Annotated in this window: 17 protein-coding genes; 6 read left to right on the top strand and 11 right to left on the bottom strand. The window is 67.5% G+C overall.

Translation table 11 applies throughout. The features are described 5' to 3' along the window. Window positions 1–72: 72 nt before the first annotated feature. The 3 genes from murJ to MYCSM_RS31325 form a co-directional block, all read right to left on the bottom strand. Window positions 73–3735, bottom strand: coding sequence for a murein biosynthesis integral membrane protein MurJ (gene murJ, locus MYCSM_RS31335; RefSeq protein WP_041315402.1), 3663 nt, complete (start codon window positions 3733–3735; stop codon window positions 73–75). Between the two features lie 98 nt (window positions 3736–3833). Then, on the bottom strand, window positions 3834–6218 hold the full coding sequence (locus MYCSM_RS31330) for a DUF6049 family protein (protein ID WP_041315399.1): 2385 nt from the start codon (window positions 6216–6218) through the stop codon (window positions 3834–3836). Between the two features lie 35 nt (window positions 6219–6253). After that, window positions 6254–7012, bottom strand: coding sequence for an NUDIX hydrolase (locus MYCSM_RS31325; RefSeq protein WP_015310212.1), 759 nt, complete (start codon window positions 7010–7012; stop codon window positions 6254–6256). 85 nt (window positions 7013–7097) lie between these two features. Between MYCSM_RS31325 and MYCSM_RS31320 the strand changes: the two genes are divergently transcribed. Continuing rightward, window positions 7098–8546 (top strand): CCA tRNA nucleotidyltransferase, encoded by a 1449-nt coding sequence (locus MYCSM_RS31320; RefSeq protein WP_015310211.1) that lies wholly within the window; start codon window positions 7098–7100, stop codon window positions 8544–8546. Between the two features lie 6 nt (window positions 8547–8552). Continuing rightward, on the top strand, window positions 8553–9041 hold the full coding sequence (locus MYCSM_RS31315; protein ID WP_015310210.1) for a hypothetical protein: 489 nt from the start codon (window positions 8553–8555) through the stop codon (window positions 9039–9041). A gap of 44 nt (window positions 9042–9085) precedes the next feature. Here MYCSM_RS31315 and MYCSM_RS31310 read toward each other — a convergent pair whose 3' ends face one another. Beyond that, window positions 9086–9859: a TIGR03084 family metal-binding protein gene (locus MYCSM_RS31310; protein ID WP_015310209.1), complete on the bottom strand. Its 774-nt coding sequence runs from the start codon at window positions 9857–9859 to the stop codon at window positions 9086–9088. A gap of 10 nt (window positions 9860–9869) precedes the next feature. Continuing rightward, entirely contained in the window at window positions 9870–11159 is a 1290-nt protein-coding gene (locus MYCSM_RS31305) for an MFS transporter (RefSeq protein ID WP_015310208.1), read from the bottom strand. A gap of 116 nt (window positions 11160–11275) precedes the next feature. On the opposite strand from MYCSM_RS31305, the gene MYCSM_RS31300 reads away from it, so the two are divergent. Beyond that, entirely contained in the window at window positions 11276–11881 is a 606-nt protein-coding gene (locus MYCSM_RS31300; RefSeq protein ID WP_015310207.1) for a YqgE/AlgH family protein, read from the top strand. Window positions 11882–11902: 21 nt separating this feature from the next. Here MYCSM_RS31300 and MYCSM_RS31295 read toward each other — a convergent pair whose 3' ends face one another. Together MYCSM_RS31295 and MYCSM_RS31290 are read right to left on the bottom strand one after the other, a co-directional pair. Then, on the bottom strand, window positions 11903–12256 hold the full coding sequence (locus tag MYCSM_RS31295; protein ID WP_015310206.1) for a hypothetical protein: 354 nt from the start codon (window positions 12254–12256) through the stop codon (window positions 11903–11905). Window positions 12257–12337: 81 nt separating this feature from the next. After that, window positions 12338–13228: an LpqN/LpqT family lipoprotein gene (locus MYCSM_RS31290; protein ID WP_015310205.1), complete on the bottom strand. Its 891-nt coding sequence runs from the start codon at window positions 13226–13228 to the stop codon at window positions 12338–12340. A gap of 162 nt (window positions 13229–13390) precedes the next feature. On the opposite strand from MYCSM_RS31290, the gene leuS reads away from it, so the two are divergent. Both leuS and MYCSM_RS31280 read left to right on the top strand, forming a co-directional pair. Beyond that, on the top strand, window positions 13391–16258 hold the full coding sequence (leuS, locus tag MYCSM_RS31285; protein WP_083906373.1) for a leucine--tRNA ligase: 2868 nt from the start codon (window positions 13391–13393) through the stop codon (window positions 16256–16258). 134 nt (window positions 16259–16392) lie between these two features. Further along, window positions 16393–17724, top strand: coding sequence for a lipase family protein (locus MYCSM_RS31280; RefSeq protein ID WP_442928508.1), 1332 nt, complete (start codon window positions 16393–16395; stop codon window positions 17722–17724). Window positions 17725–17734: 10 nt separating this feature from the next. On the opposite strand, the gene MYCSM_RS31275 is transcribed toward MYCSM_RS31280, so the two are convergent. Continuing rightward, complete coding sequence (locus tag MYCSM_RS31275; RefSeq protein ID WP_015310202.1) at window positions 17735–18400, bottom strand: SDR family oxidoreductase; 666 nt, start codon at window positions 18398–18400, stop codon at window positions 17735–17737. Window positions 18401–18454: 54 nt separating this feature from the next. Here MYCSM_RS31275 and ggh point away from each other — a divergent pair, with 54 nt between their 5' ends. Next, window positions 18455–19795, top strand: coding sequence for a glucosylglycerate hydrolase (gene ggh / locus MYCSM_RS31270; protein ID WP_015310201.1), 1341 nt, complete (start codon window positions 18455–18457; stop codon window positions 19793–19795). 309 nt (window positions 19796–20104) lie between these two features. On the opposite strand, the gene MYCSM_RS31265 is transcribed toward ggh, so the two are convergent. From MYCSM_RS31265 to MYCSM_RS31255, 3 genes are read right to left on the bottom strand one after another with little or no spacing between them, the layout of a single operon-like run. After that, on the bottom strand, window positions 20105–20548 hold the full coding sequence (locus MYCSM_RS31265; protein WP_015310199.1) for a MarR family winged helix-turn-helix transcriptional regulator: 444 nt from the start codon (window positions 20546–20548) through the stop codon (window positions 20105–20107). A gap of 50 nt (window positions 20549–20598) precedes the next feature. Continuing rightward, window positions 20599–21336 (bottom strand): amino acid ABC transporter ATP-binding protein, encoded by a 738-nt coding sequence (locus MYCSM_RS31260; protein WP_015310198.1) that lies wholly within the window; start codon window positions 21334–21336, stop codon window positions 20599–20601. 1 nt (window position 21337) lies between these two features. After that, a complete protein-coding gene (locus MYCSM_RS31255) occupies window positions 21338–23107 on the bottom strand; it encodes an ABC transporter substrate-binding protein/permease (RefSeq protein ID WP_015310197.1) in 1770 nt (589 codons plus the stop codon). Window positions 23108–23152 lie beyond the last annotated feature (45 nt).

Genomic DNA, 23152 nt, shown 5'->3' with positions numbered 1-23152 from the left:
GAACAGTAAGCGGATTCCCAGGTAGGTCCTTACACAAGTTTGCGGCGCTGGGGATAGCGGGTTGGCCGCCGATCAAGACCCGGCTCTGAGCGTGACCTCTGCGATGTCCGACCGGCTCTTGCCGTCGACCTGGCCGAGCGTCGATACCCACACCAGCACGTTCGACGTCGGCGCCGGGTTGTCGACCTTGATCGTGTTCGAACCGGGCTTCAGTGTGGTGGCGGGCACCAGCACGGTGGTGTCGTCCAGCGACGCGGGCGTCGGCGTCTGCGCCGAACGGATCTGCACCGCGGTGCCGGTGCTGTTGAGGTCGATGGTCACCTCGGCGAGCTTGGTCGGCTGCGGCAACTGCAGCATCAGCCCGACCCCGTTCTTGAAGTTCGGGAACGGCACCGGATCCGTGTACGTGTCGATGGGCCACACCGTCGCGGGGTTGCCGTCGATGGCCTTTGCGGCCTCACCGGGTGCATCCGGCTCGCCCTCTGGTGAAAACACCGTCACGCGAACGGGTTTCACGACCTTGCCTGCCGAATTGTTGCCGCCCTGGGCGGACGTCGTTGGCGCATTGAGGCCAAGCTGATCACCGCCCAGGCCACCGCCGACGTCACCGAAGATCCGAGTGACCACCGACGCAAGCACAATCAGCGCGACGATGATGATCGCGCCGCCCACGCCGAGTCCGATCATCAGCCCCCTGCGCCGCCGCCGCTCCGACTCCGGGTCGCCGGGGGCTGCTCCGCGGAGCCGAGACGGCTGGGGCACCGGCGGCTCGTCGACCGGCTCGATCAGCTCGGTGCGGTCGGCGACGGCGGTGGCCTGCTGCAGCAGGTTCAGCAGTGTCGGGGCGCTGCGGATGCCTCCGCCTTCCTGCACCGCGCGCGCCGCCGCCGCCGAGATCTGAAACGGGATGTCGCGGTCGAGCGCCCGCGGTTCGATGGGCTGGCCCGCGGTGTCAAGTTCGGCGGGTGCCAATCCGCTGCGCACGCCCGATTCGGGCAGCGGCCAGCGGTTGATCAGCAGCGCATAGAGCGCAGCGCCGATACCGCGGATGTCGTCTTCTGGGCTGGCGTCGGGCAGCGTGGCCGGGAACGCCAACGCGACATCGCCCTCGATGCTCACCCGCACCCGGCTGGGATGGTCGATCGACAGCGCGACGCCGGAGCGGTGGGCAGCTTCCGCTGCCGCGGCCAGCGATTGGATGGCGCGGGCGCCGCCGATCGGCGACGGCGACGTCTCGGCCACTTCGGTCAAGGAGCCGCCGCGGATCCACTCCGACACCACAAGGCCGCCGGACCCGGTGCTGGCCACGTCGAGCACCCGCGCGACGCCAGGCATGTCAAGGCGGCTCAGCTTGAGCGTGCGCGCCAGGATCCCCTGGACCTGTTCGTCGGGCAGCGTCGCATCGGGGTCGACGAACGTCAGGGCGACCTGGCGATCCAGCGCGGTGTCGAGCGCCTGCCAGAACTGCAGGCTTTGCGGGCCGCCATGGAAGACGAGCAGTCGATACCGGCCCCCGCCGATGGTGGCGCCCGGAATGAGGTGGACATCCTCGTCGGAGGTGGCGGACTCGATCGCGGGTTCGCGCGGCGGCGCGAACCCCATGGGCTCACGCGTGGGGTCGCCGCCGTAGTCCGCGGGTGGACGGCCGGAAACCGGCATCGGCGTCGTGCCGTTGGCTGGTTTGGGAAGGGCCGCCGTTTCCTCGGGTGTCTCGTGTTCGACGGTCTCGGGCGGGACGTCGGGGGCGAAGTCGTCTGCCGACGGCCGAGCCGTCGAATCAGATACCGACGGCCGAGCCGTCGAATCAGATACCGACGGTCGCGGGATCTTGGTCGTGGTGCCCTCAGGGCCCGGTGCGGCGCCGGTCGCTTGGTCGTCGCTCACCGCTGGTCCCTTCGGCATTCCGTCACCGGCAACGCTGGCCGGAGGCCCGCGCCGGACCGCCGCCGGGAATTGACGATGGCGTGTCGCGAGCGAATTCCTCTGATCAGCGTACGTGAGGGGGCCACCTGGGCGTGGCCGGTCGGAGCGGGCCGCCGGTGGTACGGCTACCCCCGCGCCCTTGCCGAGACGACGCCGAATGGCGGCCAGAGCGGCCTGCGCGTCGGGCACCCGGGCGGCCACCATCACCCCGCCGATGATCGGCACCATGATCAGTCCGAGCACGAGCAGCCGCAGCAGAGAACCGGCGCCGCCCCAGTTGCGGGTCAGCGACTCGAGCCCGAAAAGCTGATCGACGATGTTCGCGACGAGGCCTGCGATCAGTGATGCCGCGATGGTCACCAGGATGGTGCGCACCACCGGCAGGCTGACCAACCGTCCGCCGGGTGGGTTCAGGCTGGCCCGCAGCAGGAAGTAGCCGACGGTCGCACCGGCAAGGAAACCAAGACCGTTGGCCAGCCCGAGATAGCCGGCCACCAGCTCCGGGTCGTCGGTCAGATACGGCGCGGCCAGCGACGCGGCGATCTTGACGACCGTGATCACGACGATCAGCACGATGGGTGTCCACGGCTGCTCACGCGCGTAGAACACCCGAAGTTGAAGCAGCACAAGGGCATACGGGATCAACGTGAACGCCGACAAGGTGATCGCCATGCCGAGATAGCCGGCGTCGGTCTCACCGAAGTTGCCGTAAGCGAATAGCGCGCTGCCGATCGCGGGGCCGCCGATGGTCATCATCGCGACGATCGGGATCAGCGTCACCATCGTCAGCCGGGTGGCCAGTGACAGGTCGGCCAGCACTGCGCGGACATCGTCGGCGGCGGCGTTGCGGCTGAGCCGCGGCATCACCACTGTCAGCACCGTTACGCCGATCATGCCGAACGGCAGCATCAGCACAAGCCAGGTGTAGTTGTAGATCGCGGGACCGGAAGCCGCTGCGCCACTGGCGATCCGGTTGCCGACGACCAAGCCGATCTGGCTGATCAACACGTAGAGCACCATGGCCGCCGCCATCGTGCCGAACTTCTTCAGCCGGTCGTCGATGCCCCACAGCGGGCGCAGGCTGATTCGCTCCTGTCGGATGGCAACCAGCAGCACAGCCGTCTGTGCGAACACACCGAGCGTCGTGCCGATGCCGAGCACCAACAGCTTGGCGTTGCCCATTTCCACTGGGTCGATCGAAAGTTCGCCCGGCACAATGAGATACACGACGAGCGTGGCAATCGCGACCACATTGTTGATGACCGGCGCCCACGCTGGCGGCCCAAACACGTTGCGGGTGTTGAGAATCGCCATGAACACTGACGACAGGCCGTAGAACAACACCTGCGGCAGTAGCAGATACGCGAACGCCGTCGTCAGCGACCGATTGACCTGAGGGTCGCTGCCCAGCATCAGCCGAACCAGCAGGGGAGCGGCGGCCACTGACACCAGGGTGACCACCACCAGCAGTGCGGTGGCCAGCGTGATGAGCCGCCGCACAAATGCGGTGCCGCCGTCGGGGTCGTCGCGCTCGGCGCGCGCCAGCACCGGCACGAAGATCGCGGTGAACGTCGCCTCGAGCACCAGCGCAGCGATCAGGTTCGGCAGCTGGTTGGCCACCGAGAACGCCGACGACAACGCGGCGCCGAGAATCGCGGCCAACAGCACGATGCGGGTGAAGCCGGTGATCCGGCTGATCAGCGTCGCGAACGCCATGCCCCACGACCGCGACACCACCGCGGCGTCGGAGAGCTCGGGGCGGCCGGCCCGTCGTCGCGGAGCCGGGCCGCGTGGCAGTCGTTGCGGCGGCATCCTGCTGGCCGGCGGATAGACCGGGGTACGGGGCGGGTAGCGGCGCGGCGGAACGCGATTGATCGGCGGCGGCGGTGGCGGCGAACCGCCGACGGTGCTCACGTCTCCTCGCCCGTACGGCTCATGGCGGGCGGCGACTCGTCGACGTCCTTCGCATACGCGATCGCAACATCGATCGGGTCCGGGCGGTCCAGATCAGCGGGGTCGGGCTGGCCGCGGAAGCGGTGCCACAACCGTCGACCAACCAGCAGGGCCAGCACCACGCCGCCCGTCAGCGTGATGAAGAACAGCACCTTGCCGTAGGCGTTGGAGTGCACCGAGAGCCGTACCGGTTCGCCAAGCGGCAGGCCGTCGGCGGTGTGCAATGCGACATCGACCGCGACGCGCTGCGTGAAGTGCACCTCGATGGGCACCTTCAGCGGCAGATAGCCCGGCGGTAGCACGATCTCACCCGGATCGGTCACCGTCATGCCTGGCGGCGTGGCGATCTGCAGCCGTACCCGGATGGGCACCGGAAGGTCATTGCGCAGCGCCAACGGCAGCGGGCTGTGCTCGGTGGCCAGGGTGTAGGAACCGCCGGGGTTGACGATGGTGACCGCGCCGAACAGGTCGTCGACGGTGTGGCCGACGGTCGTCAGCCGCTGCTGGGCCAGGCCGTTGCGCGCATCCGGGGGCACCGATTGGCTGAGCGCGCGCAGCAGGTCCTCGCGCAGCGGCGCGGTGTATTGCGCTCCGGTGAGGCCGGTGCGCTCATCGGCGGCCAGCGCGTCCCCCAGCCCCCAGAGCCGCGTCGTCACGGCCGCGATGCCCGACACGACGCCGTCGTCGAACCGGCCACGCGGATTGCCGAGCGACCTGTCCGGAGTAGACGCGAGATCGTCCGGAGCGACCGCGTTGGCCTCGGCGATCACCGCGGGTAGCGGTCGGGCGACGGCCAGCCCGGCGTGAATGGTGGACGCCACCGCGGTCAGGATCGCCTGCGCGTCGTCGGGGGCCAGGTTCCAGGCCAGCGGCGGCGCGAGGATCTGGGTGCGCGGCTCGGTGTCGGGGTGTAGGCCGCGCCACAGCAGCGAGCCGACCGCGTCCTGGCGCCGTGCCACCTGCGAGTCGTGTTTGACCGGGATGTCGAGCGACGGATCCAGATACGACGGCGACGAGGGCTCGGTGCCGGCCCCGGCGAGCGCGGCGCCGACGGTCGGGTCGAACGGCGCGACGGCCACGTCCGGCGTGTACCTGACAGACCGAACGTCCGCTGTCGCCGGCTCGCCGGTGGCGGAGTCCTGGGCGGCGCTGTTGGCAGCGCCGATCGCGACCGTCGGGCCCTGTGCCGTCAGCAGCTCGACAGCCGACCCGGTCAGCGGTCCGTCGCCGACGAGTGTGGCACCCCGCGTCGACGTCACCCCGAGAATCTGGTCGACGATGTCGGCGCTGCTCTTGGTGGCGATCGCGCTCAGCCCCTTGTCGCCGACGCGCTGCAGCGCGTCGAGGTCGGCCTGCGAGTACGTCGTCGGCGCCACACACATCCGCTGCGCCAAACCCTTGAGCCGATTGAGCCAGCCCACCGCGGCGTCCCGGCCCGCTCCAGGATGCGTCGGCGTGCCCGGCCCTGCGTCGGGGGCGTCGTTGACGACGTAGCCGCCGGTCATCGCGTTGACGGTGACCAGCAGGTCGGGATCGACGGCCAGGCACATCGCATTGCGCACCTCGCCGCCGGGGTCGACGGGCGGGCTGGTGGCGAAGTCGACCGCCGACAGCAGGGTGTCGAGCCGGCCGCCAGGCGCCAGTGAGGTCGCGAGGTCGTCGTCGATCAGCCGCACCGGCGTCGTTCCGCCTGGCGCACCCGCCGCCAGCCGCGGCCGGTCGGCGAGCGGCCACAGCATGGTCAGCCGAACAGGTTTGGAGGTATCGGGCGGCACCACCGAGCTCAGCGTGTCGGCGGCCGAGTCGGCCGCGGGCTCGGGCGGCACCCCGAGCACCGGAAGCAGGAAGCGGGCATCGTCGAGGCGGGCCGGCGCGCCGTAGTCCGGTGTGCCGTTGACGTTGACCATGATCGGGTAGACGCCGGGCTCGGTGATATGCAGCGACGGCAGCTCCGCCGACCGCAGCGGGTAAACGAGATTGAACGGAACGTCTTGTCCGCGAAGCAATTCCGGCGCGAGCGTGATGAAGTCGGCGACAGCCTCGTACTGGTCGACGTTGCCGGTGAGGTTGGTCCGCAGCCCGGCCGACGACGTGACCGCGGCGGCGTGCTCGAGGCGGACCATCACATCGCGCACCGGGCGGTCGCCGACATTGAGGATCGTTCCGCTGACAGTGACGGTCGGCTCGCTGGTAGTGGTGACCACCGCGGGGGTGATGCGGTCGATGCGCACCTGCAGGAAAGGCACCGCGCCCGGCTCACCCGCGGCGGCATGAGGCAGTCCGACAGGAACGGCGATCAGCGTGAGCAGCGCGAGGACGGCCAACAGCCGCGCCAGCACCATCCAGGGCAGCACTCGCGGCACCGCCGCGGGTACGGTCACGGGCCTTGTCCGCACCCGTTCGTCCGGCGAGATGGCTGTTCGTCGGGACGGCGGTTGCGGGTATGCGAGTGCGTCTGGGCGCGCCTGCGCGGCGAGGTCCGCGGCAGTGGCGGCAGCGCGGCGGGGCCGTCCGCGTGCAGCTTGTCGATCAGCTCACCGGCGACCTCCGCCAGCCGGCGCTCGTCGGCGTAGGCCAGCCGCGACGGCAGCTCCTTGAGTGGCACCCAGGCCACCTCACTGACTTCGAGGTCCTCGTCGGAGAGCTCGCCGCCAAGAAACCGCATCAAGTAATGGTGCACGGTCTTGTGCACGCGTCGACCCTCGGTGACGAACCAGTAGTCAATACTGCCGAGTGCGGCCAGCACGCTGCCCTGGATACCTGTCTCTTCGGCGACTTCACGGATCGCGGTCTGCTCGGCGGTCTCACCGAGTTCGATGTGGCCCTTGGGTAGTGACCACAGCATCCGGCCGCGGCGGTCGATGCGTCCGATCAGCGCGGCGACCTGCGTTTCCTTGGGCCCGTCGATACCGTCGATGACCAGCCCGCCCGCCGAGGTTTCGTGCACCGTGCGCAGCCGGTCCGCGGGCCGGCGCGGACGCGACTTCTGGGGCTTGCTCTGACCGTTCGACTGGTCATTCGGCGTGGGCACGGGGTTGGTGTTGCGGACTTGCGTGGCTTCAGGCGGACCAGCAGCGCGACGGCCGCGGCGCCTCCCCCGGCGCCGTCGTGGTTTGGCCTGTTCGCCGTCTGACACCTAAGCGATGGTAGCTGCCACGAAGTTTCGTTCCCCCTGCACTCACCGGTCGTGACCGGGCTGTAGCCGATTAGGGTTATCGAACGTGCCCGATTCTGCTGCTGATGCCGAGCTGCTGGCCGGCGCCGCGAAGGCGCTGAACCGCCACGGTCCAGTGCTGGCCGACCTCGGCAAGGTATTCGCTGACGCGGGGCACGAGCTGTACCTGGTCGGCGGCAGCGTGCGCGACGCACTGCTGGGCAGGCTCGGCAACGACCTCGACTTCACCACCGACGCCCGGCCCGAGCAGATGCAGAAGATGCTGCGGCCGTGGGCCGACTCGCTGTGGGACACCGGCATCGAATTCGGCACGCTCGGCGTCGGCAAGGGCGACGATCGGCTGGAGATCACCACCTTCCGCGCCGACACCTACGACCAGGTGTCGCGAAATCCCGAGGTGCGATTCGGCGAACGGCTAGACGACGATCTGGTGCGCCGCGACTTCACCGTCAACGCAATGGCCGTGCGCATCACCGCGACCGGCCCAGGCGAATTCCTTGATCCCCTGGGCGGTTTGGCGGCCCTGCGCGCACGCGTGCTCGACACGCCGTCGGCGCCGGAGGTGTCGTTCGGCGACGATCCGCTGCGCATGCTGCGGGCCGCACGGTTTGTGTCGCAGCTCGAATTCACCGTCGCGGCGCGGGTGTTGACGGCGCTGCTGGACATGGCGCCGCAACTGGGCCGCATCACCGCCGAGCGCGTCGCCGCCGAACTGGACAAGCTGTTGTTGGGTGCGGATCCCGTCCCAGGCATCGATCTGATGGTGCAGACCGGGCTCGGTGACGTGGTGCTGCCCGAGGTCGGCGCGATGCGGATGGCCATCGACGAACACCATCAGCATAAGGATGTGTACTGGCATTCGCTGACGGTGTTGAAGCAGGCCATCGCTCTCGAGGACGAGGGGCCCGATCTCGTGTTGCGCTGGGCTGCGCTGCTGCACGACATCGGCAAGCCGGCCACGCGCAAGCATGAGAAGGACGGCGGCGTCAGCTTCCATCACCACGAAGTCGTCGGCGCCAAGATGGTGCGCAAGCGGATGCGGGCACTGCGCTACTCCAAGCAGATGATCGACGACGTGTCGCAGCTGGTGTACCTGCATTTGCGCTTCCACGGATACGGCGACGGCAAGTGGACGGACTCGGCGGTGCGCCGCTACGTCACCGATGCGGGGCCGCTGCTTCCAAGGCTGCACAAGCTGGTGCGCGCCGACTGCACTACGCGCAACAAGCGCCGGGCGGCGCGGCTGCAGGCCAACTACGACGACCTCGAACACCGCATCGACGAGTTGGCCGCCAAAGAAGACCTCGCCAGAGTGCGTCCCGACCTTGACGGCAACGAGATCATGAAGATCCTCAACATCCCGGCAGGCCCCGAGGTGGGGGAGGCGTGGCGTCATCTCAAGGAGCTGCGACTCGACCGCGGGCCGTTGAGCCACGACGAAGCTGTCGAGGAACTGACCAAGTGGTGGAACTCGAAAGGCGACCGCACCGTCTAACCCGCCATGGAGTACTGCCTTGGCGACGCGGACGGCTCGGCGACGATGTGGACCGCCGACCCCAACATTGATGTGGACGGCGACGGCGCGCTGGATGCGGTCGGCCTGGATTTCGACGGCGACGGTTTGATCGACGACGCGATGGCCGACACCGACGGCGATGGCCTGGCCGATCAGATGGTCCGCGACTACGCGTCCGAGCCGACGTTCTTCACCGACGACGGCACCGGAACGTGGGCCGTCAGCGTCGACCGAGGCGGCCAATTGCGGTGGTTCGGTCTCGACGGCATCGAGCACACCGGCGGACCCGTGGTCGATCTGGACGGCGACGGGCAAGCCGACGATCGGTTGACGGATACCGACGGCAACGGGCTGGCCGACCGCGCGCTGTCCGGCGAGGTTGCCTACGTCGATACTGACGGCGACGGCACGTGGGACGTCAAGCTCGCCGACTCCGATGGCGACGGAAAAGCCGACGCCGCCAGCCACGTGTGACTTAACGGGTTGATTGCACACCAATAGTGCGTGCGATCAACCCGTTAGCGGCCCGGTCCCGGCGGGCCTGCGAATGCTTGTGCGATACCGAGCCATGTCTCGGCATCGGCGCCTACGGCATGCACATCCAAGTCCGTCCGCGGCCGGCGCTGCGTGACCAACATGCAGAAGTCCTCCGCCGGCCCGGTGACGCGCTGAGCCGCGTCTGCGGGACCCCACTCCCAGACCGAGCCGTCCGGTGCGCGCAGCTCCACGCGGAATGGATCGGCCGGCGGGGTCAACCCGTTGATGGAAAAGGCGAAGTCACGTGTGCGCACGCCGATGTGCGCGATCGAGCGCAGCCGCGCCGTCGCGGGCCGCTTGACGCCAAGCGTGTCGGCGACGTCCAGCCCGTGCGCCCACGTTTCCATCAGCCGCGCGGTGGCCATCGACGCGGCGCTCATCGGTGGACCGAACCACGGCAGCTTGCGTCCGTCGGCGACGGTCAGTAGCTCGCCGTGCAGCCGGGTCCTGGTCTGTCGCCAGCTCGCCAGAAGTTCGTCGGGTGACAGCGCGGCAAGCTCGTCGGCGCCGGCGTCGACGAACCCCGTCGGATCCTCGGCTGCTTCGGCCAGCACCGCAGCGAATCCGTCCGCGTCGGTCACCGCGGTCAGCGCGACGCGATCGGTCCACAGCAGGTGTGCGATCTGGTGGGCGATCGTCCACCCGGGCGCAGGCGTTGCCTCGGCCCATCGCTCGGCGGGCAGGTCGGCGACGATCGCGTCGAGCTCGTCGCTCTCGGCACGGAGATCAGCCACCATCGGCCCCGCTGTCGACATGCCGGTCACCTTAGCGGGGTGCCGGAGCACGCCGACCGACGCTGGCGTGGACCGCCAGCCCGACGAGGTAGACCCCAACGCCGGCGAGCGCCAGTCCGGGTTCGTGGCCGTCGGCGGGAATCACCGCGGCCGTCGCCGTGGTCGCGACGATGAAGGACATCCAGAACAGCGCGTCCTGAACCGTGAACACGTGTCCGCGCAGGGCGTCGTCGACGTCGATCTGCATGGCGGTGTCCGCGCACAGCTTCACCACCTGTCCGGCCGCGCCGAGCAGGAACCCGCAAACCACCATCGCAGGAAGCTGTAGGCCCGAGCCACACAGCTGGACGACCGCCGCGAAGGCCAACGCACCGTTGGGCGTGGCGTAGCGGCCGAACCTGCGGACAAGGCTCGGCGTCAGTGCGGTCGACAGGAATGATCCGAGACCCGTGGCTGCGACGAACAGCACGGCGGTGCCCAGACCCGCGACGGCAACGGCCTGAGTGTCGGTGTGCCGCACCATCACCAACACCAACAGTGTGTTGATGCCGAGCACCATCCGGTGTGTAGACAGCCCCGACAGTGTGGCCGCGACGGTCGGTACGGCCAGCACGGTGCGCCCGCCGTGCAGCCACCCGGTGGCCACCGCATAGGCGACCGAACCATGGATCGCGCGCTTACTTTCGTGGGGCCCGAGGACGTGCGGATGGAAGCGCACGGACAGCAGCAGCGCAAGCGCGACCGGCAGGGTGACGATGAAAATGATTGCGGCGGCCCCGGTGTCGTCGGCACCGAACAGCCAGCGCGGCAGCAGCATGAAGTTGGCGCCGATGAACGCTGCCGCCGCTCCGGTGGCGACGGCCACCGCGTTCATCGTGACTACGTTCTCCCGGGGCACCACATCCGGCAGCGCCGCCGACAGACCCGAGGAGACGAACCGGGTGAAGCCGTTGACGATCAATGCCCCGCACAGGATCGGCAGATCGCTTGTTCCCGCGGCAAGCAGGGCGCCGACGGCGAGGACGAGCACCAGCCTGCCGAGGTTTGCCGCGATGAGCACCACGCGCCGGTCCCAGCGGTCCAGCAGCGCGCCCGCGAACGGGCCGAGCAGCGAGTACGGCAGGAACAGCACCGCGAATGCACCGGCGATCGCCCACGGCTCGGCGGCCCGTTCAGGGTTGAACAGGATGGCGCCGGCGAGGCCGGCCTGAAACAGGCCGTCGCCGAATTGGCTGACCGCCCGGAGTTCGAGCAGTCGCCAGAACTCTGGCAGCGCACGCGCGGTACGCCAAACGGCGATGTGTGCGCGAGCGTCGGCCACGAAGTATCACGTCCCGGTTGAGTCCTGCAGATCGGCAACCCGACCCACACTACAAATATCCCGGCGGGCCGCGCTTGTTCGCCACCACGACCCGTTGCCGGTGCAATGATGGTGAGGTGGCGCACTCAGAGGATCCGGAGGATTTCGTCGCTCCTGCGGCGCATCGGGTGCGCGCCGGAACATTGCTACTCGCGAACACCGATTTGTTGGAGCCGACGTTTCGGCGCAGCGTCATTTACATCGTCGAGCACAACGACGGCGGCACGCTGGGCGTGGTGCTGAACCGGCCGAGTGAGACCGCGGTCTACAACGTTTTGCCGCAGTGGGCCAAGCTGGCCACCAAGCCCAAGACGATGTTCATCGGCGGGCCGGTGAAGCGCGACGCGGCGCTGTGCCTGGCGACGCTTCGCGTCGGTCTGGAGGCGAGCGGGGTGCCCGGGCTGCGGCACGTGCAGGGCAGGATGGTGATGGTCGACCTCGACGCCGATCCGGACACCGTCGCCCCGATGGTCGAAGGGGTGCGCATCTTCGCGGGCTACTCGGGCTGGACCATCGGTCAGCTCGAGGGCGAGATTGAACGCGACGACTGGATTGTGTTGTCCGCGTTGCCATCTGATGTGCTGGTCGAGCCGCGGGTGGATCTGTGGTCGCGGGTGTTGCGTCGTCAGCCGATGCCGCTGTCGCTGCTGGCCAGCCATCCGATCGACATCAGCCGCAACTGAAAGACCGTCGGCGGCAACGAATCACGCGGAGTTGCAGGACAGCGTGCAGCTCGCGCAGGCACCGCCGCACGCCGCAGCGGCTTGACCCGCTTCGGCACGCGCGACGACCTTGGCGCTCTGCCAGCAGCCTGCCGCGACGGTGCTGATCGCGCCGATCACGCACACGATGACGACCACCAGCCCGGTCTCCGGCTTGGCCGACAACGCGACCGCCCCGCCTGCGGCAAGCATCACCGCGGCAGCCAGTTGGATGGGTGCGACGCCGCGCAGGATCGCAAGGACGTAGTCGCCGGATTTCGGTCGGGTCAGAAGCCAGACGCCCAGCCCGGCTGTCGCGAAGGCGGCGCACAAACAGAGCACCGCGGCGATCAGCATGCCGACACAATACGAGCCTTGGGGGCAATCCGCCGAATGAAGCCGTCCCCCGGGCGCCAGGCTTCGCCCGGGGGACGACGACTATCCCGTTTGCCTCGACAGCTGCGGCAACGCCGGCAGCTGGGGCAGGCCCGGCGCCGCGGCTTGCGGTGCTGGGGTCGGTGGCCCGGGGAGGCTCACCTGGAAACCGTTGACTATCGCATCTGTGGCGTCGGCCGACGCGACGACTTGGTCGACGCTCGTCGTGACGGCGAGCGACACCAGGTACTTGTCGGGCCCCGCTGTGACGATGACGTTGCGTCGCGAGGTGTTCAGCGTCATCGAGTTCTCGCGGTACGTGCCCTCGATGACCGACGACGGCCAGCCCCCGAAGTCGGCGAGCGACCCGTCGGTGGCCCGCCAGGCAGGCAACAGTTGGCTCTCGACGAAGCCGTGGCTGATGGCCTCCTTCGGGTCGAAGTCGCCAATCAGCTTGTAGACCTTGAGCTGCGCGTTGGTCGAGTACAGCCCGTTGCCGCCGACCCGGTCGGCGATCACCGCGAACGCGTCGGGCACGTTCGGGTCCGGCACCTGCGACCAACCCTTCGGCATCGGCAGCACGATGTTGAGCGCCTTGAAGTCGCGGCTGTTCTGCGGTTCGAGCTTGACGCCCTTGGCCTTGAAGAAGTCGGCAAGCGTGCCAGAGGCGGCCGGTGTGATCGTCACGGGCGGCGGAACCGGCACGGCGGGAATCGAGATACCAGCAGCTGACGCTGCTGCGGCGGGCGCCACAGCGGGTTGCCCGAGCATCTGCGGAGACGCGGCGTTGGGCGCCACGGTCACTGTTTGCGTGACGGTCGCGGGCATGGGCAGCGGTGGTTGCGGGAGCACCGGCTCAGCTGACGCGGTGGTCCCAGCGAAGCCGACGACGGCGGCCACACCGGCTGCCGCGCCACCTGCCAGAAGCCGCCAGCGGCGGGCGATCTCGTTCATCGACGGCGGTCCTTCCGTGCGGATCGGGGGTGCGTCACAGCCCAGGTCAGGCGCCGACCGTATCCCGCGTCGAGCGTTAGCCACCAGGCCCGGAACCGAGCTGGGACCAACCTCTGACCGGTCCGCAACGGAACCGAGACCAACCCGTGGCCGGCGAAGCCTCTGCGCGGGTGCTTATACCCTGTTCACGTGACAGAGCCCGAGGTCGACACCCCGCAGCACCGCTACACCGCGGAGCTGGCTGGGCAGATCGAGCACGCCTGGCAGCAGACGTGGGCCGAGTCGGGCACCTTCAACGTGCCCAACCCGGTGGGCTCGCTGGCGCCGACGGACGGCACGCCGGTGCCCGCCGACAAGATGTTCGTGCAGGACATGTTCCCGTATCCGTCAGGTGAGGGCCTGCATGTCGGGCACCCCCTCGGCTACATCGCGACCGACGTCTACGCCCGCTATTACCGCATGACGGGGCGCAACGTGTTGCACGCGTTGGGCTTCGATTCGTTCGGCCTGCCCGCGGAGCAGTACGCGATCCAGACGGGCACGCATCCGCGCACCCGCACCGAGGCGAACATCGTCAACTTCCGCCGCCAGCTTGGTCGGCTGGGCTTCGGGCATGACGCCCGCCGCAGCTTCTCCACCACCGACGTCGACTACTACAAGTGGACGCAGTGGATCTTCCTGCAGATCTACAACGCCTGGTTCGACCCGGCCGCGGACAAGGCCAGGCCAATCGGGGAGCTGGTGGCCGAATTCGATTCGGGCACAAGGACTCTCGACGACGGACGGACGTGGTCGGACTTGGCCGCCGATGAGCGCGCCGACGTGATCGACTCCTACCGGCTGGTCTACCGATCGGACTCGATGGTGAACTGGTGCCCCGGCCTGGGCACCGTGCTGGCCAACGAGGAAGTCACCTCCGACGGCCGCAGCGAGCGCGGCAACTTCCCGGTGTTCCGCAAGCGGCTGCGGCAATGGATGATGCGCATCACCGCGTACTCCGACCGGTTGCTCGACGATCTCGATCTGCTGGATTGGCCGGAGAAGGTCAAGTCCATGCAGCGCAACTGGATCGGCCGGTCGACGGGTGCATCGGTGCTGTTCGGCACCGAGGCGGGCGACATCGAGGTGTTCACGACTCGGCCGGACACGCTGTTCGGCGCGACGTACATGGTGCTGGCACCCGAGCACGATCTGGTCGACAAGCTGACCGCTGCGGCATGGCCTGCTGGGGTGGATGAGCGGTGGACGTTCGGCGCGGCCACTCCTGCCGAGGCAGTCGCCGCGTATCGGGGGGCCATCGCCGCCAAGTCGGATCTGGAGCGCCAGGAAAACAAGGACAAGACCGGCGTCTTCATCGGCGCGTATGCGACCAATCCGGTTAACGGACAACGGATTCCGGTGTTCATTGCCGACTATGTGTTGATCGGCTACGGCACCGGCGCCATCATGGCGGTGCCCGGCGGCGACCAGCGCGACTGGGACTTCGCCACCGCGTTCGGTCTGCCGATCGTGGAGACGGTTGCCGGCGGCGACATTTCGCAGGGCGCCTACAGCGGCGACGGTGAAGTGGTGAACTCCGATTACCTCAATGGGCTGAGCGTCGCGTCGGCGAAAGAGGCGATCACCAAGCGCCTCGAGGCCGCCGGTCATGGGAAGGCGCGCGTCGAATACAAGCTGCGCGACTGGCTGTTTGCGCGGCAGCGGTATTGGGGCGAGCCGTTCCCGATCGTCTACGACGCCGACGGTCGCGCGCATCCGCTGCCGGAGTCGGCGCTACCCGTCGAGCTGCCCGACATCCCCGACTATGCACCGGTGCAGCTCGATCCGGACGACGCGGACAGCGAGCCCTCGCCGCCGCTGGGCAAGGCGACCGACTGGGTACACGTCGAGCTGGACCTTGGCGACGGCTTGAAGCAGTACAGCCGCGACACCAACGTGATGCCGCAGTGGGCGGGCAGCTCGTGGTACGAGCTGCGCTATACCGACCCGTATAACTCAGAAGAGTTGTGCGCCAAGGAAAACGAGGCGTACTGGATGGGTCCGCGACCCGCCGAGCACGGCGCGAAGGATCCTGGCGGCGTCGACCTGTACGTCGGTGGTGTCGAACATGCCGTGCTGCATCTGCTGTATGCGCGGTTCTGGCACAAGGTGCTCTACGACCTCGGCCACGTCAGCTCCAAGGAGCCGTACCGGCGGTTGGTGAACCAGGGCTACATCCAGGCGTTCGCCTACACCGATGCGCGCGGCGCGTACGTGCCGGCCGCCGAAGTCACCGAGCGCGGCGGCAAGTTCTACTGGACCGGGCCCGACGGCGAGATCGAGGTCAATCAGGAGTTCGGCAAGATCGGCAAGAGCCTGAAGAACTCTGTGTCGCCCGACGAGATCTGCGACAACTACGGCGCGGACACGTTGCGGGTGTACGAGATGTCGATGGGTCCGCTGGAGGCATCGCGGCCGTGGGCCACCAAGGATGTTGTCGGCGCGTACCGGTTTTTGCAGCGGGTGTGGCGGTTGGTCGTCGATGAGCAGACGGGCACCGAGCGGGCCGCCGAGCATGAGGCGCTGGACGACGAGACGCAGAAGCAACTGCACCGGACGATCGCGGGGGTGTCCGAGGATTACGCGGCGCTGCGCAACAACACCGCGGCGGCCAAGCTGATCGAGTACACCAACTATCTGACCAAGAACGGGGTGCGGTCGCGTGCTGCGCTGGAGCCGCTGGTGCTGATGGTCGCGCCGCTGGCGCCGCATCTGGCGGAGGAGTTGTGGAAGCGGCTCGGCCACGAGAAGTCGCTGGCGCACGGCCCGTTCCCGGTGGCCGACCCGCAATACCTTGTCGAAGAGACCATCGAATTTCCGGTGCAGGTCAACGGCAAAGTCCGCAGCAAGATCACCGTGCCGGCGGACGCCGATGCCGACACGCTCGAGGCAGCGGCGCTTGCTGATGAGAAGGTGCGGGCGTTCATCAACGGCGCGACGCCCAAGAAGGTGATCGTGGTCGCCGGCCGGCTGGTCAACATCGTCGTCTAGCTGCGGCGCCGCGCGTCGGAAGTCGACTTCGAAATTGCCCGCGTACGTTGCGACAACCGCTAGTTGCGCCCCTTGGGTGACCTTCACCGACCCGTTGGGGTTTCACTATGCAGTACCGCGGGTACCGCTTGGGCGTGAACAGCCCCGCCACCGCTGCCGGCTACGACAGCTCCACGGCCGTCGGTGAGTCACCGATTGTCACACCGGACGACGATCCATTCTATGAACCACCGCCGGACTACGCGGAGGCCGAGCCCGGGACAGTTCTGCGCTCTCGCGATGTCAGGATCGGATTCCTCGGCGTGATTCGCCAGCGGGTGGCTGCCACTCAACTGCTGTACCGAACGACCAACTTGCATGGCGATCCCGAGGTCGCTGTGACCACCGTGCTACTGCCGGCTCAACGCGATCCGGAACTGGATTGCCCACTGCTGTCCTATCAGTGCGCCATCGACGCGGTGTCATCGCGCTGCTTTCCCTCCTACGCGATGCGTCTAGGCGCTCGCCCGGTCGGTGCGTTCACTCAGGCCGAGTACCTCTTGGTCGCGGCCGCGCTGGCTGAGGGCTGGGCGGTATCGGTACCGGATCACGAAGGCTGCCACGGAATGTGGGGATCACCCCGTGAGCCGGGGTATCGAATCCTCGACGGTATTCGCGCGGCGATTCGCCACGAGCGGTTGGGCCTGGCTCCGTCGACGCCAGTGGCCTTGTGGGGTTATTCCGGCGGCGGGTTGGCTTCTTCGTGGGCGGCCGAGCTTCGCGAGAGCTATGCACCGGAGCTCAACGTCGTTGGGGCGGTTCTCGGTTCACCCGTCGGTGATCCGGGCAGTGTGGCGCGACGCCTTAACGGCAGCTTCTTCGCCGGCCTCGCTGCGTTGATGATCACCGCGCTGACGCATGTGTTTCCTGGTGCGCAGCGGGTCGTCGACGAGCACGCGACCGCCGAAGGCACGCAGTTGCTCCACGACTTACATGCGATGACGACTGCCCAAGCGGTATGGCGTTTGCGCCACGTGGACATTGGCTCGTACGTCGACATCTCCGCCGACGAACTGTGGGACCTTCCCGAGGTACGTCATATCTTCGAGGAAACGAAGCTAGGCAAATCGATGCCGGACATACCCGTGCTGATTGTGCAGGCCGTGCACGACGGGATCATCAGCGTCGATGACATCGACAGACTGGTACAGACCTACAACGATGGTGGCGCGTCGGTCACCTACCATCGCGACGGATTCTGCGACCACATACTGCTGCATCCCCTGTCGGCACCTATGACGCTGCGTTGGCTGCGCGACCGGTTCGCCGACCGTCCGCTCAACGACCACCGGACGCGGACCCAGTGGCCGACGCTGCTCAACCCTTCGACGCACCTGGGCATGCTCAAGCTCGCCGCCATCACGACGAAGGTGATCCTCGGTCGTTCAGTGGATAGGCTGCCGCTGTCCAAGGCAGACGCGGGCTGACGGGCGGAACTCACCGGGGCCGGACGATGACCTCGTTGATATGTGCATCAGATGGCGCATGCACCGCGTCGGCCACCACCTTCGCGACGGTCTTCGGACTCAAGAACCGCGACGGGTCGTATTCTTTGCCTTCGTAAGCAATGAGGTCTTCCTGCATCTCGGTGGCGATCCGACCGGGATGCACAGAGGTCACTCGCAGCACCGGTTCATCGCTGCGCAGCGAGTCGGCGAACCCGCGCAGCGCGAACTTGCTCGCGGAGTACGACGCCAATCCGGGCGAAGCGTTGATCCCCGCGCCGGAGTTGATGAACACCACGTGACCGCCGGCGGCGCGCAGAGCGGGCAGCAGTGCGAGTGTAAGGGCAACGGCGCCAACAACATTCACATGCAGCGTGGCTTGCCACTCCTCGACGGTCGACTCAGCGACACGCCCGGGGTAGGCCACGCCTGCGTTGTGGATCAGCACGTCCAGCTCGTCGATGGGCTCGACGACCGTGGGAATCTCGTCGACGACAGCCAGGTCAAGCGGCCATGTCGTGGCACCGAACCGGGTGGCCACCTGGTCGAGCCCCGACGACGGCCGGCCCGCCAAGAACAGCGTGTGGGTGGGGGCAAGGGCCTCAGCGAGCGCCACACCGAGCCCCCGCGAGGCGCCCGTGATCATCGCGGTCGGCATGTCACAGACCCTACCGACCTGCGATTTGGGCAAACGCGTCGCATTATTGAAGCGATGCCCCCCGACCACAGCTTCGCTCCGACGCAGCTCGCTGCCCGCGCCGCATACCTGCTGCGCGGCAATGACCTGGGCGCGATGACCACCGCGGCGCCGTTGCTGTATCCGCACATGTGGAGCTGGGACGCCGCATTCGTGGCGATCGGCCTTGCGCCGCTGAGTGTCGAGCGCGCCGTCGTCGAACTCGACACCCTGCTGTCCGCACAGTGGACCAACGGCATGATCCCGCACATCGTCTTCGCCAACGGTGTCGACGGCTACTTCCCGGGGCCCGCCCGCTGGGCCACGTCGGCGCTCGCGGCCAACGCGCCGCGGACCCGCCACACGTCGGGCATCACCCAGCCGCCGGTGCACGCGATCGCCGTGCAACGCATTCTCGACCAGGCGCGCTCCCGCGGCCGGTCCACTCGGGCCGTCGCCGAGGCATTTCTCGATCGCCGCTGGGCCGACCTGGTTCGCTGGCATCGCTGGCTGGCCGAGGCGCGCGACCCGAAATCCCGCGGCCGCGTCACGCTGTACCACGGCTGGGAATCCGGCATGGACAACTCGCCGCGCTGGGATAGCGCCTACGCCAACGTGGTTCCCGGCAACGTGCCGGAGTACCAGCGCGAGGACAACACGATCGTCACCGACGCCAGTCAACGGCCGAGCGACCTCGAGTACGACCGCTATCTGTGGCTGCTCGAGGAAATGAAGTCGGTGCGCTACGACGATGAGCTGCTGCCGAAGGTGATGAGCTTCGCCGTGGAGGACGTGTTCGTCTCGGCGATCCTCGCCGTCGCCTGCCAAGTCCTCGCCGAGATCGGCGAGGACTACAAGCGGCCACACGCCGACGTCAAGGACCTCTACGCATGGGCCGAACGATTCCGCAGTGGTGTCGTCGAGACCACCGATGAACGCAGTGGCGCTGCAAGGGATTTCGACGTACGAACCGACCGTTGGGTGGCCACCGAGACCGTCGCACAATTCGCACCGCTGCTGTGCGGCGGGTTGCCGCACGACAAAGAGCGCGCCCTCTTGAGGCTCTTGGAAGGACCGCGGTTCTGCGGCCACCCGGATCTGCGATACGCGCTGATTCCGTCGACATCGCCGGTGTCGCGCGACTTCCGCTCTCGCGAATACTGGCGTGGGCCGGTGTGGCCGGTGATGACGTGGCTGTTCTCATGGTGTTTCGCACGCCGCGGCTGGTCCGAACGCGCCCTGATGCTCAAGCGTGAAGGCCTGCGACAGGCCAGCGACGGCACCTTCGCGGAGTACTACGAGCCGTTCACCGGCGAGCCGCTCGGCAGCATGCAACAGTCGTGGACTGCCGCTGCGGTGCTTGACTGGCTCGGCTGAGTCTTCTTGCGATCGAAATAGCACGGAAAGTTGCGATCGAAATGGCACGAAAAGCCTTGTCGCCCTTTCTATAGCACCAGCCAACCCGGGCGTGCATACTGCGAGCGCGAACTGTCGAAGCCAGGGGAAGGGCCATGACAGCAGCCGAGCATTATGCCTTGGGCTACCGGGAATCAGAGCAGCAACGATCTAGCCACCGAAGCCGAGGTTGACGAGTTAAAGCGCGCAGTCGCAGCGCATCTCGACGACCCGCAGACAACTGTGTTCTTCGGCCCCTATATCCAGGCGTGGGGTCGTAAACCCGGGTAGCTATTCGGCGAGACGCTCGAGCGGGACCAAAGCCTTGGTCAGCGTCTCGAGATCCTCGGGGGACAGCTTTGCCAGAAGTGTCGCGAGATGCGCGCGGCGCGCGGCAAGCGCTTCGCGGTGCTGGGACAGGCCCTTCGGGGTGATGTCGACAAGCACGGCCCGCAGGTCGGATGGATCGCGGGAGCGCTTGACAAGACCCAGCTTCTCCAATCGGCGAATAGCCACTGTCGTCGTGGGGGTGCGCACGCGCTCGTGTGCGGCCAACTCCGTCATCCGGATCGGCCCTTGATCGAGCAACGTCAGCAGAATCGACAGCTGAGCCAGCGTTAAATCGCCGGCCTCGTTCCGATTCGTATCCCCCCGGCGAAGCACAGAAAACACCTTGGAGAGCACGCGTTGCAGCTCGCCGGCGAGCTCGCCCACCTGCGAATCCGTCTCCACCATAATTCGCCAGTCTAACCTGTCGGAGCCTGCCACATGCGAACGCGCGTCAATTAACCTGACAAAACTTGAGACAAAAATCGGCGCAGCCGATCCGTCTCCGCGGCGTCGAAAATTTGCTCCGGCGGGCCGGACTCGACCACCTGCCCGTAATCCATGAACACCACCGCGTTGGACGTCGACCGGGCAAATCCCATTTCGTGGGTGACCACCACCATCGTCATCCCGTCCGACCCGAGGTCGGCGATCAACGACAGGATGCCCTTGACCAACTCCGGGTCCAGCGCCGAGGTGGCCTCGTCGAAGAACATCACTTGCGGCGACATCGCCAGCGCCCGCGCGATCGCCACCCTCTGCTGCTGTCCGCCGGACAGCGTGCCGGGCCGCACGTCGGCCTTGTGCCGCAACCCGACTCGGTCCAACTGCTCCAGTGCCAAGTCGCGGGCCTGCTCTGCGCCGAGGCGCTTGAGCTTGCGTGGCGCCAGGGTCACGTTGTCCAGCACGGTCCGGTGCGGGAACAGGTTGAACTGCTGAAACACCATGCCGATGCGCTGACGCAACTGATCCGGGTTGTCGGCCAGCACCGAGCGCCCGTCGAGCAGGATGTCGCCCTTGTCGGGTTCGTACAAGCGGTTCAATGTCCGCAGCAGCGTCGACTTGCCTGAGCCCGACGGCCCGATCACCGCCGTCGTCGTCCCCGCAGGCACGTCGAGGTCGACGCCGCGCAGCACCGCGTTCGGACCGAATGTCAAGTGAATATCGTTGGCGCCCAAGGAAACCGGACCAGCCATGTCAGATCATCTCCTGGGACGTGGACAGCTCGAGCGGGTCTTCCTTGCCGGGTTCACGACCGCGCCGTAATCGGGTGTCGATGAAGTTCACCAGGTGCGTCAGCGGAACCGTCAACAACAGGTAGAACAACCCCGCTGCAACCAACGGCGACAGGTTGCCGGTCTGCGCGTTGAGGTCGCGGCCGACTTGGAACAGCTCGCGCTGGTTGGCCACCAGCCCGAGGAAATACACCAGCGACGAAGCCTTCAGCAGTGAGATGAACTGGTTCATCAACGCCGGCAGCACCCGCCGCACGCCCTGCGGCACCACCACCAACCGCATCGACGACGGATAACTGAACCCCAGCGCGCGCGACGCCTCCAGCTGGCCGGGCTCCACGCTCTGGATGCCGGACCGGAAGATCTCGCCGACGTAGGCCGCCGCCATCAGACCCAACGCGGCGATCCCGAGCGGATAGGGGTTGTTGCCCGTCAGCCCGCCGACTACCGGTCCGACACCGAGCCCGATCAGAAGGATGATCACCACTTCGGGCAGCCCGCGGAAGATGTCGGTGTAGACGCGCGCCGGCCACCGCAGCCACCGCGATCGGGAGATGCCCGCAACGGCGAGCGCCATGCCCAGCACCAGACCGATCACCGCCGCGCTGACGGTGAGGATCAACGTGTTTGGCAGCCCGGTCTTCAACAGGTCGGGGACGGCCTGTCTGTACAGATCCCAGTTGAGGAACGAATCCTTCAGCTGTGACAGCGTGGATTTGGGCGCGGCCGCACCAGACGTCGGCTGCTGATGAGCCGCCGCGATCGCGGCGAAGTCGGGCAGCTGCGGTGCAGGCGCCGCTTTCGATCCTGGCTTCCAGCCCGGCGGTAACGCGCGCGGAACCCAGTCGGAGTACAGCCGGGCCCAGGTCCCGTCGGCGATGACGGCGTCCAGGCCGGAGTTCAGCGCATCGATCAACGGCTTGTTTTCAGACGCCACCGCCCAGGCCACGAAATTGTCCAAGCTGAAGGTGTTTTCGATGATCTGCGCCGGATCGCCGGTCTGCACTGTGCCCGACGCCTGCTGCGAGGGCGCCACCCACGCGTCGATCTGGCGGGTCTTGAGGCTGGCGTACACGGTGTTGTAGTCGGGGAACTTCACCGGCTGCAGGTGCAGCGTGTCTATGACGTAGGCCTCCTGCACGGTGCCCTGCACGACGCCGATGCGCTGGCCCGCCGCCAGCTTGTCGAACCCCGTGATCGGAGAGCCGGAGGGCACCACCAAAGAGAAGTAGCCGAAGTCATAGCCGTTGGTGAAGCCGACGGTCTTTCTTCGCGCATCGGTAGTGGTGATCGACGACGAGCCGACGTCGAAACGCCGGGCCGCCACCTGCGCCAGAAGCCCCGAGAATTCGGTGCCGACGAAATTGATCTTCAGCCCGAGCTTGTCCGTGATCGCGCGGAGCAGTTCGTTGTCGAAACCCGTGAACTGGCCCGCGGAGTTGATGCAGATGCTCGGCGGCGCGTCAGACAGCGTGCCGACGGTCAGCGTGCCCGGCACGCTCAGCCCCAACGCATTGACGTTGACGGCCGACACCGGTTCGACCGTCGCGGTCGTGTATTTGTCGGCGCCGGGACCCTGCGCGGCGGCGGCGAGGTTGGTCGGCAGCGCGCTGGCGCTTTCGACTCCCGGCGGGGCGCACTGGTCGACGTTGGCGCCCGCCGACGCTGCCAGACCCATGCTCGAAAGCATCAACGCGACCAACGCCACGACGAAAATCTTCACGAGTCGCATTCAAAGCAACGTAGCCGCAGAGCGTTCGGTCGAATCGCCTTCAGC

It is taken from the genome of Mycobacterium sp. JS623 (assembly GCF_000328565.1).
GTDB lineage: Bacteria > Actinomycetota > Actinomycetes > Mycobacteriales > Mycobacteriaceae > Mycobacterium.
Note: the sequence above shows the minus strand (reverse complement) of the source record. Positions and strands in the feature narration are given on the sequence as shown.